At 68.7% G+C, this 13,984-nt stretch carries 12 protein-coding genes; 6 read left to right on the top strand and 6 right to left on the bottom strand.

Annotated features, from left to right (window positions below; genetic code table 11):
- The first annotated feature begins 49 nt into the window (after positions 1–49).
- The 3 genes from ACOCEP_RS09815 (at position 50) to ACOCEP_RS09805 (ending at position 2,403) form a co-directional block, all read left to right on the top strand.
- Positions 50–871: an LLM class F420-dependent oxidoreductase gene (locus ACOCEP_RS09815; RefSeq protein WP_482336966.1), complete on the top strand. Its 822-nt coding sequence runs from the start codon at positions 50–52 to the stop codon at positions 869–871.
- A gap of 83 nt (positions 872–954) precedes the next feature.
- On the top strand, positions 955–1,983 hold the full coding sequence (gene fbaA, locus ACOCEP_RS09810) for a class II fructose-bisphosphate aldolase (RefSeq protein WP_482336965.1): 1,029 nt from the start codon (positions 955–957) through the stop codon (positions 1,981–1,983).
- A 108-nt stretch (positions 1,984–2,091) separates the two neighbouring features.
- Entirely contained in the window at positions 2,092–2,403 is a 312-nt protein-coding gene (locus tag ACOCEP_RS09805) for a DUF4143 domain-containing protein (protein ID WP_482339664.1), read from the top strand.
- A gap of 3 nt (positions 2,404–2,406) precedes the next feature.
- Here the strand turns inward: ACOCEP_RS09805 and ACOCEP_RS09800 are convergent, their stop codons facing one another.
- Positions 2,407–3,612 (bottom strand): hypothetical protein, encoded by a 1,206-nt coding sequence (locus ACOCEP_RS09800; protein WP_482336964.1) that lies wholly within the window; start codon positions 3,610–3,612, stop codon positions 2,407–2,409.
- Positions 3,613–3,958: 346 nt separating this feature from the next.
- Here ACOCEP_RS09800 and ACOCEP_RS09795 point away from each other — a divergent pair, with 346 nt between their 5' ends.
- Positions 3,959–4,366, top strand: a complete 408-nt coding sequence (locus ACOCEP_RS09795; RefSeq protein ID WP_482336963.1) for a DUF3151 domain-containing protein — start codon at positions 3,959–3,961, stop codon at positions 4,364–4,366.
- A 57-nt stretch (positions 4,367–4,423) separates the two neighbouring features.
- On the opposite strand, the gene ACOCEP_RS09790 is transcribed toward ACOCEP_RS09795, so the two are convergent.
- Complete coding sequence (locus tag ACOCEP_RS09790; RefSeq protein ID WP_482336962.1) at positions 4,424–5,650, bottom strand: lipase family protein; 1,227 nt, start codon at positions 5,648–5,650, stop codon at positions 4,424–4,426.
- Positions 5,651–5,784: 134 nt separating this feature from the next.
- On the opposite strand from ACOCEP_RS09790, the gene ACOCEP_RS09785 reads away from it, so the two are divergent.
- The gene (locus ACOCEP_RS09785) at positions 5,785–6,366 is read left to right on the top strand and encodes a TetR/AcrR family transcriptional regulator (RefSeq protein ID WP_192742638.1); all 582 of its coding nucleotides are present in this window, start codon (positions 5,785–5,787) and stop codon (positions 6,364–6,366) included.
- Here ACOCEP_RS09785 and ACOCEP_RS09780 read toward each other — a convergent pair.
- From ACOCEP_RS09780 to ACOCEP_RS09770, 3 genes are all read right to left on the bottom strand, one after another.
- Entirely contained in the window at positions 6,363–7,673 is a 1,311-nt protein-coding gene (locus ACOCEP_RS09780; protein ID WP_482336961.1) for a GGDEF domain-containing protein, read from the bottom strand. The two genes, ACOCEP_RS09785 and ACOCEP_RS09780, sit on opposite strands and share 4 nt — an antisense overlap.
- Positions 7,674–7,875: 202 nt before the next feature.
- Entirely contained in the window at positions 7,876–9,129 is a 1,254-nt protein-coding gene (locus ACOCEP_RS09775; RefSeq protein WP_482336960.1) for an MFS transporter, read from the bottom strand.
- A 435-nt stretch (positions 9,130–9,564) separates the two neighbouring features.
- Positions 9,565–10,686, bottom strand: a complete 1,122-nt coding sequence (locus tag ACOCEP_RS09770; protein ID WP_482336959.1) for an LLM class flavin-dependent oxidoreductase — start codon at positions 10,684–10,686, stop codon at positions 9,565–9,567.
- A gap of 123 nt (positions 10,687–10,809) precedes the next feature.
- On the opposite strand from ACOCEP_RS09770, the gene ACOCEP_RS09765 reads away from it, so the two are divergent.
- The gene (locus tag ACOCEP_RS09765; protein ID WP_482336958.1) at positions 10,810–12,708 is read left to right on the top strand and encodes an FAD/NAD(P)-binding protein; all 1,899 of its coding nucleotides are present in this window, start codon (positions 10,810–10,812) and stop codon (positions 12,706–12,708) included.
- A 167-nt stretch (positions 12,709–12,875) separates the two neighbouring features.
- Here ACOCEP_RS09765 and ACOCEP_RS09760 read toward each other — a convergent pair whose 3' ends face one another.
- Positions 12,876–13,982 (bottom strand): glycosyltransferase, encoded by a 1,107-nt coding sequence (locus ACOCEP_RS09760; protein WP_482336957.1) that lies wholly within the window; start codon positions 13,980–13,982, stop codon positions 12,876–12,878.
- Between the last annotated feature and the right edge of the window lie 2 nt (positions 13,983–13,984).

Here is a 13,984-nt window from a genome sequence, read left to right as displayed (position 1 = left end):
CCCCGAACTTTAGGGAAGACATCGTCCCTTCGCGGCGTTACCTCGGTCCATGGGAATCGAACTCGGCAGGATCGGCATCTGGCAGCACGAATCCGTCTTCACCCCGGAGATCGCCCGTGAGCTGGAGGAACTCGGCTACGGCGCGATCTGGCTCGGCGGCTCACCGGACGGCGACCTCGTGAAGGCGGAGGAGCTGCTCGACGCGACGAAGACGATCAAGGTGGCCACCGGCATCGTCAACATCTGGAAGGACGACGCGGCCACGGTCGCCGAGTCGTACAAGCGCATCGAGGCGAAGCACCCGGGGCGCTTCCTGCTCGGGATCGGCGCCGGGCATCGTGAGCACACCGCCGAGTTCAAGAAGCCGTACACGGCGCTGGTCGAGTACCTCGACGCTCTCGACGCCGCCGGGGTGCCGGTCGAAGGCCGCGTTCTCGCCGCTCTCGGCCCGAAGGTGATCAAACTCGCAGGAGACCGCACGGCGGGAGCCCACCCGTACCTGATGACGCCCGAGCACACCCGTCAGGCGCGCGAGATCCTCGGCGAAGGACCGCTGCTCGCGCCGGAGCAGAAGATCGTCCTCGAGGCCGATCCGGCGAAGGCCCGTGAGATCGGACGGCCGAGCGTCAAGTTCTACCTCGGCCTCGTCAACTACACGAACTCCCTGCGGAAACTCGGTTTCTCCGACGAGGACCTGGCGGGCGAGGGCAGCGACAAGCTGATCGACGCGCTGGCCGTGCACGGCGACGCCGAGACGGTCGCCCGCGGCGTCACCGCGCATATCGAAGCCGGGGCGGACCACGTCAACGTCCAGGTACTGAACTCCGACCCCCTGCCGGTCTACCGGGCGCTCGCCGCCGTCCTCCTCTGACGCGACGGCTGTAGGCACCTCCCGGCCGACCTCGTACGATGCGGCCGAGAGGTGCACCAGCCTGCTTCGAGGAGGAGTAAACGATGCCCATCGCCACCCCCGAGGTCTACGCGGAGATGCTCGACCGGGCGAAGGCGAACGAATTCGCCTACCCGGCCATCAACGTGACCTCGTCGGAGACCCTGAACGCCGCCATCCGCGGGTTCGCCGAGGCGGAGAGCGACGGGATCATCCAGTTCTCCACCGGCGGCGCGGAGTTCGCGTCCGGCCAGAAGGTCAAGGACATGGTGACCGGTTCGGTCGCGCTCGCCGAGTTCGCCCAGGTCGTCGCCGCCAAGTACGACGTGAACGTCGCGCTGCACACCGACCACTGCCCGAAGGACAAGCTCGACGGCTTCGTCCGCCCGCTGATCGAGATCTCCGCGGAGCGGGTCAAGAACGGCCAGGACCCGCTGTTCCAGAGCCACATGTGGGACGGCTCCGCGATCGATCTCGACGAGAACCTCCAGATCGCGCAGGAGCTGCTCGCCAAGGCCGCGGCCGCGAACATCATCCTCGAGGTCGAGATCGGCGTCGTCGGTGGCGAGGAAGACGGCGTCGAGGCCGAGATCAACGAGAAGCTGTACACCGCCGAGGGCGACTTCCTGAAGACGATCGACGCGCTCGGCTCCGGCGAGAACGGCCGCTACCTGCTGGCCGCGACCTTCGGCAACGTGCACGGCGTCTACAAGCCCGGCAACGTGAAGCTGCGCCCGGACGTGCTCAAGGGCGGCCAGGAGGCGGCGTCGAAGAAGCTCGGCCTCCCGGCGGGCTCGAAGCCGTTCGAGCTGGTCTTCCACGGTGGTTCCGGCTCGCTGCCGGAGGAGATCCGCGAGGCGGTGTCCTACGGCGTCGTGAAGATGAACGTCGACACCGACACGCAGTACGCCTTCACCCGGCCCATCGCGGACCACTTCTTCAAGAACTACGACGGCGTCCTGAAGATCGACGGCGAGGTCGGCAACAAGAAGGTCTACGACCCGCGTAGCTACCTGAAGGCCGCCGAGGCCGGCATGGCCGCTCGTATCGTCGAGGCCGCTCAGTCGCTGGGTTCCGCCGGCAAGAAGCTCTGACCTTCCCGCGTTTAGTCCTCTAAATGCGGAAGTACGTGAAGGCCCCCTTCATTGCGTCTAGCGCAGTGAAGGGGGCCTTCACGTACTTGGAGCGGCGGCGTCAATGAACTGGCCAAGCAAGCGACGTGGAGCGGAGCCGAGGTTCGGTTGCACCACTGGCGAGTGAGCGGTGGCGCGGAGGTCGACGTGGTCTTGGAACGGGACGACGGACAGGTCGTGGGCGTCGAAGCGAAGGCGCGAGACACCGTGACCGCGGCGGACTTCCGCGGCCTCGCCCAGTTGAGAGACCTCCTCGGTGATCAGTTCACGCAAGGGATCGTCTTGCACACAGGGAGCCAGGGCGCCATCGGCTTCGGTGATCGGCTGATGGCGCTCCCGCTCGATTCCTTGTGGCGGGCCGGGCATGATCCGGCCACCTGAGACTCAGGCGGCGCGTGCGCGGCGCTTCTCCAGCGCCGAGTTCATCGCCCGCGTCCCCGGCCCGGCGGCGGCCCACAGCACACCGACCCCGACCAGGCAGACCGCGGCCGTCCAGTAGGCCACCGGCGGCGCCGACTCCGTCCGCGCGTCGCCGAGGATCCACGGCCGGAACTGCGACTGCACCCACAGCATCCCGTAGCCGAACGCCGTCACCAGCAGCGCGCCCGCGCCCGCCGTCAGCAGGGGATGGCTTCGGCCGATGCGGAACGCCAGGTCGACGGCGAGCCCGACGGCGAGCAGATAGAACGGCACGGTCGAGATCGGGAAGCCCATCCCGAGCAGCAGCGGCCACATCACCAGCCGGTACCCGAGGTAGGCGGCGGCGACCGTCGTGCCGGCCCAGCGGAAGCCGGTGGTGTGCCGCGCCAGCGCGAAGATCAGTGCCATCACGCCGATACCCCACAGCGGGTACACCCAGTCGTCGATCGGCATCGTGAAGTACTCGACGGCCACCCGGTCGACCGGATGCCCGATCTGGTTGGCGGCGAAGTTCAGCAGCTCGGGCTCGGCCTCGGGCGTGCCGCGCTCCCAGGCGCGCAGGCCGAGGATGCCGTACTCCTGCTGACCGTTCGGGAAGAACGTGTTCTCCAGGAAGAAGGCCCACAGTCCGATCAGGACACCGGTGCGCAGACGGCCGGGCTTGGCGTACTTGAGCCAGCCCATGATCACGCCGGCCTGCATGATGCCCGTTCCGATGTAGAGCATCATGTGCGACGGGCTCCACGCGGTCAGGTCGAGACCGTTGACGCGGTGGTTGATGACGTCCAGCGGCGCCGCGATCAGGAACACCACGAGCCCGACCTGCATGAGCCGCAGTGAACGCCGGTCGGCGCCCATGCCGGTGTAGCTGTGGATCGCGACCAGCACCATGATGATCACCGTGCCGACGGTGTTGATCAGATGCGGCGGGGCGAGGTCGTCGCGCAGCCACATGAAATGCCACGACATGTCCCACGAGGAGCCGACCAGCTTGAAGGCGAACGCCGCCAGCCACATCGAGTAGCAGAAGTTCAGCACCCAGTCCGGCGTCGCCTGTCCCGGCGCGCCGCGGTGCCAATGGAGCTGGAAGAACAGCCTCGTCTTCGCGATCGGGCTGCGGGGGATGACACCCGGCGAAAGGTCCCCGGTCACTTCTGTCGCCTTTGTCATGCGGGTCATCTTCCCTGCTCCAGATCACGGGATGGGCATTTGGGGTCGAAAATCGGGGTTCACCCGTAGGGGTGGTGGATTTGCGGTCGGCGTGCGAAGCAGGGCAAGGTGTGCCGCCATGATGCCGAAACGACTCGTCGCGGCGGTCCTCGTCGCCGCTCTGGTGCTGGCCGGTGGGGGCATTCTCGGGAGCCTGTTCTTCTAGTCACAGCGCTGACGAAAGCTCGCTCCGAGCTGCGCCCCTTCATCGAACTTTCGTGGCCTTCGGCCGGCAGAGGGCGCGCGATGTGAAGTCTCCGTCGGGCGCGGGGCGCCCTGGGGGAGACGGGTCGGCACAATGGCCCGTATGACGAACCTCCTCGGCCCCCAGCCGACGCATCTCCCCGAGCACACCGCCGCGCAGGCGGCGCTGGACGCCGGGACCGATCCGGCCGCCGTCGCCGCCGAGCACCCCGACTACAGCGAGGCGTGGGCCGCCCTCGCCGAGAAGGCGCTCGACGCGGGCGAGACCGTCGCGGCGTACGCGTACGCCCGCACCGGTTACCACCGTGGCCTCGACCAGCTTCGCCGCGCGGGCTGGAAGGGACACGGCCCGGTGCCGTGGTCGCACCGCCCGAACCAGGGTTTCCTGCGTTCGCTCGCGGTCCTCGGCAAGGCCGCCGGCAAGATCGGCGAGACCGAGGAGTACGACCGCTGCAAGACCTTCCTCGCCGACTCGGACCCCGCCGCCGCGGAAGCCAGCGGCCTCAAGTAGCGCGCTATGAACGGTCCGTTCCTTGCAAAATTCGCAAGGAACGGACCGTTCATAGCTCTAGAACAGGCCGCAGTTCCCGAAGGCAGGCAGCCCCGCGAAGCGTCCCTCAAGCCAGGCGAAAGCCTCCGGGAAAGCCCGGATCGCTCCGCCGACGTGCGTCGGAACCAGCGAAGTCGAGAACTGCACCTTCGCGCCCTTCGCGCACCACGAGCGCGCCATGGTCCGCCCCTGCGCGTAGGGGACGATGTCGTCGAGCGCACTGTGGACGACCAGCGTCGGCGCGCCCGGCTTCCGCGCTCCGATGAGCTGCTCGCCGACTCGCGTCTTGAACGGCTCTTCGCCCAGGTACGCGGTCAGCGGCCTGCCGTCCTTCGTCAGGTCCTTCGACTGTGTGAAGGCGTGCCCGAAGATCGCGTCCCCGGTGCACTCCTGCTTGACCTTCTCGAACGCTTCGGCGCCCTTCGCGTTCAGCAGCGTCGGGATGTTCAGTTCCGGATACGCCGCGTCCATGCTGACCAGCGTGAACCCGAGGAAACCGAACGCGTAGTGCCCGTCGATGTTCTTGCCGACCTCGGCCAGGTCGGCCGGGACGGCACCCGCGTACGAGCCCTTCAGCTTGAGCTCGGGCGCGTAGGACGGCTGGAGTTCGGCGGCCGACGCCGACGCCCCGCCGCCTTGCGAGTAGCCCGCGGTCGCGACCGGACCGGTGTCCGGCAGGTTCGCTTCGGGCAGGCGCTGCGCCGCGCGGATCGAGTCGAGGACGGCGTTGCCCTCGGCGACGCGGTTGACGTACGTGTGGACGCCCGGGGTGCCGAGGCCCTCGTAGTCGGTCACGACGACGCCGTAGCCGCGAAGCAGCAGCCCGGCGATGAAGGGGCCTTCGTACTCCATGCCCGCCGCGAGGGCTTTCGACGGCGCGCACTGGTCGCCGACACCCTGCGTCCCGGCCGCGTAGCCGATGACCGGCCGTTCGCCGGCGCCGGTCCACGCCTTCTTCGGCGTGAGGACGGTGCCGGTCACGGCGTTGGCCTTGCCGTGGGTGTCGGTGCTGCGGTACATGATCCGCTGGACGTCGGCGTCGGCCTTGACGAGTTTCACGGGATCGACGTAGAAGGTGGACGGTTCGTGCCGGATGATGTCGCCGGGAGCACCCGCGGGCAGCGGCGACGGGGGGTCGTAGAAGGACGGGGCGGCGCCGGCCTGCGGTGCCCCGAAGGTCAGCAGAGCCGCGATGGTGGCCGCTGAGACGGCGGCGGACACTCCGCGCCGGGATCCTGGACGCATGCTTGCTCCTCGTTGAGCACAAACATTTTCGACAGACGTGTCGAAAAAGAGAGTCAGTGAGGTGGCGCACAATGTCAAGCCCGGCGCCGCGAGGGAGACCTCGCAAGCTCCCGATCGGCGAGCAACGCGCGCGGGTGCTGAGTTCGGCCGCCGGTGTCTTCGCGGTGCACGGCGCGCAGGCCGCGACGATCGAGCAGATCGCCCGGCGCGCCGGGGTGTCCCGCCAGGCCGTCTACGAGCAGTTCGGTGATCGCACGACGTTGTTCACGCAGGTGGTCGCCGACATCGAGGAACGCGCCTTCGAGGCGATCGGCGCGCCCGCCCTCGATCTCTCGCAGCCCGAGCTGCGGTCCTGGGCGCGCGCCAACTACGCCAACATGTTCGCCTTCGTCGCGGCGAACCCCGACGCCTTCCCGGTCTTACGCGAGGCGGAGCGCATGGGCGACCCGGCCCTCACCAGGCTTCGCGAGCGGCTCGCGGGCGTCTACACCGAGGCGAGCCGTCAGCGCTGGGCGCGCCACGGCGTCGACTCCGGCCGCGCGGACAAGGCCCTGGTCACGTTGTTCTTCGCGATGACCGAGGCACTCGTCCAGGCGAGCTGGGACGGTGAGCCGCCCGACGCGGACGCACTCATCGACCTGCTCACCGAATTCACCGTCGGCGGCGTCGTCCGGCTCCGGACCGCGGCCGCCGACGTGATGGAAAGACTGCGTTAGGCCGCGACGGCCTCCAGGGTCGCTTCGGTGACCGAGGCCAGGTCCGGTGACGAGACGACGCGGTTGCGGCCGTTGCGTTTCGCCGCGTAGACCGACGCGTCCGCCGAGGCCATGACCTCGTCGATCGTCCGGCCGTCGAGCGGGAACGTCGCGACGCCGACCGACGCCGTCCGCTGCTCGATGACCACGGCGTTGCCCTCGTTGTCCTGGGTCTTGATGACCATTTCGCTGATCCGCTGGCGGATGCGCTCGGCGACCGCGACGGACTCGTGCTTCGACGACGAGGTCAGCAGCACGACGAACTCCTCGCCACCGAACCGCCCGGCGAGGTCCTGCGTCCGCGTTTCGGCCTTCACCAGGGCCGCGACGCCCTTGAGCACGTCGTCGCCCGCGAGGTGGCCGTACGTGTCGTTGATGCTCTTGAAGTGGTCGAGGTCGATCATCAGCGCGCCGAACTGGCCGTTCTCGCGCTCCGCGCGGGCGACCTCGCGGACGGCGCCCTGCTGCCAGGTGGTGGCGTTGAGCAGCTGGGTCTTCTGATCGGTGGTCGCGAGCGCTTCCAGCTGCTTGATCAGCACCGAACGCTGCAGCAGGTACAGCGGCAGGAAGACGAGCAGCACCAGCATCGGCTGATGCGGCAGGACGGCGAGCACGAGCGCGCCGATGCAGACCGTCGAGGCTTCCAGGATGTTGTCGTCCCAGGAGCCGAGCAGGGTCTGGATGGTCGCCTTCTTGGGTGCCGCGAAGTACAGGCCGGTACCGGTGAAGACGGCGTTCATCAGGAAGAAGGCGAGGCTCGCGGCGCAGATCGACGTCACCGACGCCGTGTCGGCCCCGACGACCTGGACGGCCCCCCAGGCGGCGAACGCGGTGAGCGTCATCGATGTGGCGTTCGCCACAGTTCGATGGGGGTTGACCGTGTGAAGACCCGCCCAGCTGCGGTATCCGAGGTGAAGATAGATCACGGTTACGAGAAGCGCGGTCAGCTGCGGCGGCAGCAGGATCGCGCCCGGCAGGACCCAGACCGAGGTCATGTTGATATGCGGGGTGACGCTCATGCTGCGGCGCTGGCGCTCGATCCGGCGGGTCGCCTCGGTGTGCGCGATGGCGAGCCCGGCGAGCAGGAAACACAGCAGGACCTGCGAAGACGTGATGGCGATGGATGCGGCGAAGACCCCCGTCAGTGCCAGCATCGTCGCGACGGACAGCCCGGTGTAGGCGATCCAGTGCTCAGGCCTCTTCCACAGCTCCCACGCGGCTACCGTGAGAGCCGAACGATGTCCAGCACGTTCCTCCGATGTGATCATCTTTCCCCCTGACTCTTGCGTCATTCTCCGAAACCCCCTACTTACGGACAGCTTCTACCGACTTGCGGGCTGTCGACAAGCTCCCTAGGTGTGTACTTTTCTCTGAGAGGTCGAGGGAAAGGTGCCAGCGATGGCCGGTAGGGATCAGTGAACTGGGGCGCGCGCCAGACGTCCGCGCGATCGGGCCGGCGCGTGGAACACCTCAATGTTCTGCGCGTGCGGCGTCTTTTTCCTGCCACCGTTCCGGCTCGCGGCTGAGGGTCCGGAACCAGCTCACCGCGAGCGGGACGGTCAGGATCAATCCCGCAAGCCCGAAGACGCCGACGGTCGACTGAGGGCCGACCTGGTCCGCCAGGATGCCGCCGATCAGGGGGCTCACGCCCATCGTCGTGGTCAGTCCGGTGTTCGACAGCCCCATGACCTGTGCCCGGCTCTCGTCCGGCACGGCCAGCGTCAGCGACGCCGTCGCCTGCATCAGCGCCACCGTGCCGAAGCCGCCGCAGAGCACGAACAGCACGATCGAGGCCCATGGCCCCGGCTGCAGGAAGCACAGCAGCAGCGGGATCGCCGTCAGCGCGGAAAGCGGCCCGATCAGTTTCGGTCTGACGTGGGCGGGCACCCAGCGCGAGTAGATGAACGCGCCGATCACGCTGCCGATCGGGTCGGCGGCCAGCAGCAGCCCGATGATTTCGGGGCCGCCGCCGGACGAGGCCACGTAGGGCGCCGCGATGCCCTCGTACACCGGCAGCAGGCCCATCAGCCAGGTGAACAGCAGCAGTGAGCGCAGCCCGGCGCTGGCGAAGACGATCTTCCCGCCCGAACCGATGGACGCGAAGAACGACTTGCGCTTCTCGCCGGACGCCGCGGCCGGACGCGTCTTCAGCCCGAACCGGACGAACAGCGCCGAGATCACGAAGGTGACCGCGTCCAGCGCGAGGGCGATGTGGGGTTCCAGCGCGGTCAGCAGGAGACCGCCGCCGGCGAAGCCGGCCAGCTGGGCCGATTGGACGGTCATGCTGCGGATCGCCATGCCGACGACGAACCGGTCGCCTTCGAGGATCTGCGGCAGCAGGGCCAGCTGGGCCGCCTTGAACGGCGGATTCAGCAGCGAGACGCCGCCGACGAGCACGCACAGGACCCAGAACGGCAGCACCGGGACCGCGACCAGCGCGATCAGCAGCGCTCGCAGCAGATCGACGACCACCATGACGGTCCGCCGCGGGAACCGGTCCGCGAACCCGGTGAGGAAGATGCCGCCGAGCAGCGACGGGGCGTAGGTCAGCGCGTAGGTGAGACCGGTGAGGGTCGCGGAGCGGGTTTCGGTGAAGACGAGAACGGAGAGGGCGACCCTGGCGAGTTGATCACCGAAGATCGAGAACAGCTCGGCGAACCAGAGCGAACGGAACTCGGCTACACCGAACACCTCTCGGTAAGTGACCCGTCCGGCCGAAGCCATGCTGCCCCCAATAGGGTCCTTATTACGCGACAAACTCGTGACCGAGAGTAACGCGGTCACGAGCTCGTCACGAAGCGTCATTCGTTCACGTAAGTGTCTCCTGACTGTTGGTGATTGGCTAGGTTCTTTCGCCGGGTTTCTGGAGTTGGAGATCTTTTTCGTGGACGAACGGCCGTTCGCGAAGATGTCCCGGTGAGTGGTTCCTCGGCTCGGACCTGCGACTTTGGGTTGTTTTGGGGTTTTCGCCGGGAAAATCCTCGGAGAGCCGGGTCACCCGGCGCGGGGATGAGGCGCGCTGTGCGTCCCCCTGGGCGTTTGTGTTCGCCAGGTGCGCGAGCGCCGTTCGACTCCGCTCCGCGACCATGAGGTCCGTCGGGCGGCGTCGCCGCGGTCCTCCGAATGGATGATCGATGCGCCATTCGGTGGAACGACCGGTCAGCCGTCGACCGCGAGTACTTCGCGGGCTGAAGCCGCGTCGCGTTTGGCGACCTCTTCGCGCACGATCGGGATGACGTGACGGCCGAAGTCGATCGTGTCGCCGAGCATGTCGTAGCCGCGCGCGGAAAGGATGTCGACGCCGAGGTCGTAGTAGTCGAGCAGGGCCTGCGCGACGGTTTCGGGTGTGCCGACCAGGGCGTTGGAGTTGCCCGCGCCGCCGGTCGCGGCCGCCGTCGGGGTCCACAGCGCCCGGTCGAACCGTTCGCCCTCGGCGGCGACCGCGAGGAGCCGCTGCGAGCCGGTGTTCTCCGGGTTCGTGAGCGAATGCCGCCGGGTCAGCTGCTGACCTCCGTTCGTCCGGGCCTTGATGGCGCCGACCGTGCGATGCGCCTTCTCCCAGGCGAGTTCCTCGGTCGGCGCGATGATCGGGCGGAACGCGACCTGGATCCGCGGGACGTCGGTCCGCCCGGCGGCCTTCGCCGCGGCCTTGACGGACTCGATCTGCTCGGCCGTCTGCGCGAGAGGCTCGCCCCAAAGGCAGAAGATGTCCGCCTCGGCCCCGCCCGCCGCGTACGCCGCCGGAGACGAACCACCGAACGAGACGCCAGGGCGCGGCTGCTGCACAGGCCGCACGTCGAGGACGAAGTCGGCGAAACGGTAGTGCTCGCCTTCGTGGTCGAAAGGCTCTTCGGACGTCCAAGCCCGCTTCACGATCTGGATGTACTCGCGCGTGCGTGAGTAGCGCTCGTCCTTGGTGAGGTAGTCGCCTTCGCGCTGTTGTTCGTGGTCACTGCCGCCGGTGATGAAGTGGACCGTGAGCTTCCCGTCCGAAAGCTGGTCCAGCGTGGCGAACGTCTTCGCCGCGAAGGTCGGATACGAGACGTTCGGCCGGTGCGCCAGCAGGATCTGGAGCTTGTCGAGCTTCGCCGCGACGTACGCGGCCGCCTGCGCCGGATCCGGCCCGCTGGAGCCGTACGCGAACAGCACCCGGTCCCAGCCGAATTCCTCGTGCGCCCGGGAGAGGCGCAGCGTGTAGTCCTTGTCGAAGACGCCCCCCGATCGCGGATGGGTCTCCGAACCGTCGTTGGTGCCTCCGATACCCAGGAATTCGACCGGCATCGCGCGTTCCTCTCGTCCGTGTCCCCCTGCTCGACGAGTACGCGCCGGTTCTCCGCCGTGGCAACGGGTTCCGCTCCTTGAGAACCCGCACACGGCCGGGAGACCCGGCGTAGCTTCGGCTTCGTGAGTACCGCAGACCTTCCCTACGTGCTCGCGGTGGTCGGCGCCGGTCCACGTGGGGTGGGCGTGCTCGAACGGCTCGGCGCCAACGCCGCCGGACTGCTCGGCGGACGGCGGCTGGTGGTGCATCTCGTCGATCCCTTCCCCGCCGGGGCGGGGCGGGTCTGGCGGTACGCGCAATCGCCGTTGCTGCGCATGAACTCCATGCCCGAGGACGTCACGGTGTTCACCGACGACACGGTGCGGATCGACGGGCCGGTCCGGCCGGGCCCGTCACTGATCGAGTGGGCGCGGCTGGTCCGCGAGGGCGGGCTCGACGCCGAGGTCGACGACAGCCTGAGAGCCGAACTCGACGCACTGCAAAGCGATCACTTCCCGACCCGGCGGCTGCAGAGCGCGTACCTCACCTGGTTCCACCGCAAGGTGCGCGCCGAACTCCCCGCCGGGATCGAGGTCGTCGAGCACCGGGCACGCGCGGTGCGGCTCGAAGACGGAGAGCCGCAGTCGCTCTGGCTGGAAGGCCGGGCGGAACCGCTCGAAGCGGACGCTGTCCTGCTCACCGTCGGGCACCTCGACGCCGAGCCGGACGAACGGGAAGCCGAACTCGCGGATTTCGCCACGCGCCACGACCTCGCCTACTATCCGGCCGGCTACACCGCCGACGTCGACTATTCGGCGATCGGGCCGGGGGAGACCGTGCTGGTGCGCGGATTTGGTCTCGCGTTCGTCGATCTGATGCTGCTGCTGACCGAAGGCCGGGGTGGCCGGTTCGAAGAGCAGGCCTGCGGTGGGCTGAAGTATCACCCGTCCGGCGCCGAGCCCGTGTTGCACATCGGGTCACGCCGTGGGGTGCCGTACCACGCGAAGATCGGTTATCGGCTGCGCGGGAAACCGTTGCGGTTGCCCAAGTTCTTCGACGCCTACGCGATCGAAAAGCTGTGCGCCGCACCCGGGCGGATCGACTTCCGCCGCGACGTCTGGCCGCTGATCTCGAAGGAGATCGCGTGGGCCTACTACAGCGAACTGTTCACCGCTCATCCCGAGCGGGTGCGCATGGACTTCGCCGTCTTCGCCGACGCGTTCGCGGACGCCAGGCCCGGCGAACTCGACGAGCTGGTGGCGCGCGCGGTTCCGGCGGCCGACGACCGGCTCGATCTGGACCGGCTGGACCGGCCGATGGCGGACGCCCGGTTCGGCAGCGCCGAGGAGTACGGCAAGGAGCTGCGCGAGTACATCGAAGCGGATTTGAGCCGACGGGCGGATCCGGAGTACAGCGCGGATCTCGGCGCGTTCACGGCACTGCTTTCGGTGATGGGGCAGCTGCCCGCGCTGGTGCAGACCGGACGGCTCGACGCGGTCTCCCAACTGTCCGATTTGGACGGATGGTTCCTCGGCTTCTTCTCCTACTTCGCCAGCGGACCGCCTCCGCGACGGCTCGAAGAACTGCTCGCGCTCCAGGAGGCGGGCCTCGTTTCCTTCCTGGGGGCCGAAACGCGAGTTTCGGCCGACGAAGAACGCGGCGTGTTCGCCGCTTCCGGCGCCAGCTTTCCCGGCCGGACCGAGGCCCGCACGCTCGTCGAGGCGCGGCTGCCCGAGCCGAGCATCACCAGGGCGGCGGACGTCCTTTTGCGACAGTTGCACGCCAGTGGCGCGCTCGGCGAGGAGGCCGTCGTGGACCCGGTGACCGGCGACCGGCTGCTCGCCGGCCGGATCCACACCCGTGTCTCCGACGGCCGGATGCTCGACGGCGAGGGCCGTCCGCATCCGCGCCGGTTCGCGCTCGGGCCGCATACCTCGGCGCGGTCGGCCGGGGCGTTCACCCGGCCGCGGACCAACGCGCTCCCGTTCCGGCAGAACGACGCCGTCGCGCGGGAGATCTTGAAGCTGGTCGCGGAGGTGTGACTCGCGTGATTGGAGGCGTAACTCGCGTGATTGAAAGCGTAACTCGCGTGATCAGACGGCGCACACGTGAGTTACGCCTCCGATCACGCGAGTTACGCGTCTGATCACGCGAGTTACGCGTCTGATCACGCGAGTTACGCGTCTGATCACGCGAGTTACGCGTCTGATCACGCGTGAGCGGCGTACTCCTCCAGCCGCCGGACGACCTCCGACGGCGCGGGCATGGCGGCGATCTCGTGACGGGCCTTCGCCGCCACCCCGCGCACGCGGGCGTCGTCGAGGAGGGTCTTGGCCCTCTCCTCGACGGCGTCCGCGGTCACCTCGTCGCCGGTCAGCGCCCGGCCGGCGTCGGCCGTCTCCAGCACCTCGGCGTTGACGAACTGGTCCGCGCCCTGCGGCAGCACCAGTTGCGGCAGGCCGGACGAGAGCGCGCCGAGCACGGTCCCGGTCCCGCCGTGGTGCACCACGAGATCCGCGCGCGGAAGGATTTCGGACTGCGGCACGAAACCGGTCACGTGGACGTTCGGCGGCAGGTCGCCGAACTCGCCGGGATCACCGGGACCACGGGCGACCAGGACGTCCACCGGCAGCCGCGAGAGGCCGTCGATCGCTGCGCGCAGCACGCCGGTGGCGCCGAAGGCGACGGTGCCCAGCGTCAGGTAGACGAGGGGCCGGTCGCGTCCGTCGAGCCACGACGGCACCGTGCCGGGTTCGTTCCACGGCACCGGCCGGAGCCGGAAGACCGTGGGCAGCGAGCTCGCCACCGGGTCGCGGACGACATCCGGCCACACGTCGATCCCGGCGTCGCCCAGCATGAGGTCGGCAGGCGGGTCGCCGTCCCACAGCGGCGCGAACCGGTGCGCGGCGGCGGCCATCAGCTCGGCGGGCATCGACCGACCGATCACGTGGGACACCACCGGGATCCCGGCCCGGCGGGCGGCGGCCGCCGCGCCGGCGTCGCTCATCTCGTAGACGACCAGATCCGGCCGGAGCGTGGGGAGCAGCGGGGTCAGGTCGGCGATCGTCGCCTGCGGCAGGATGTCGGCGAAGGCGGTGAAGATGACCTCCCGCGCGTCCCCTTCGGCCTGGTCGATGGCGTCCTGGATCGAGATCCCGACCTTGTGCGCGTCGAAACCGAGCCCGCGGACCTTGTCCACGAACGCGTCGCCGGTCCCGAAGTGCACCTCGTGCCCGGCTGCGCGGGCGGCGAGCGCGAGCGGCATCAGCGGGTACAGGTGGCCATAGGCGGGGCGGCACGTGAAGAGGATGCGCACCT

It is taken from the genome of Amycolatopsis sp. CA-211722, from assembly GCF_056828465.1.
This window is presented reverse-complemented; position numbering and strand designations above follow the sequence as displayed.

Excerpts from the sequence above, each read along its gene's own strand:
- ACOCEP_RS09815 (WP_482336966.1), top strand. The coding sequence starts at position 50 with ATGGGAATCGAACTCGGCAGGATCGGCATCTGGCAGCACGAATCCGTC.
- fbaA (WP_482336965.1), top strand. The coding sequence starts at position 955 with ATGCCCATCGCCACCCCCGAGGTCTACGCGGAGATGCTCGACCGGGCG.
- ACOCEP_RS09800 (WP_482336964.1), bottom strand. The coding sequence starts at position 3,612 with ATGACAAAGGCGACAGAAGTGACCGGGGACCTTTCGCCGGGTGTCATC.
- ACOCEP_RS09795 (WP_482336963.1), top strand. The coding sequence starts at position 3,959 with ATGACGAACCTCCTCGGCCCCCAGCCGACGCATCTCCCCGAGCACACC.
- ACOCEP_RS09790 (WP_482336962.1), bottom strand. The coding sequence starts at position 5,650 with ATGCGTCCAGGATCCCGGCGCGGAGTGTCCGCCGCCGTCTCAGCGGCC.
- ACOCEP_RS09780 (WP_482336961.1), bottom strand. The coding sequence starts at position 7,673 with ATGATCACATCGGAGGAACGTGCTGGACATCGTTCGGCTCTCACGGTA.
- ACOCEP_RS09775 (WP_482336960.1), bottom strand. The coding sequence starts at position 9,129 with ATGGCTTCGGCCGGACGGGTCACTTACCGAGAGGTGTTCGGTGTAGCC.
- ACOCEP_RS09770 (WP_482336959.1), bottom strand. The coding sequence starts at position 10,686 with ATGCCGGTCGAATTCCTGGGTATCGGAGGCACCAACGACGGTTCGGAG.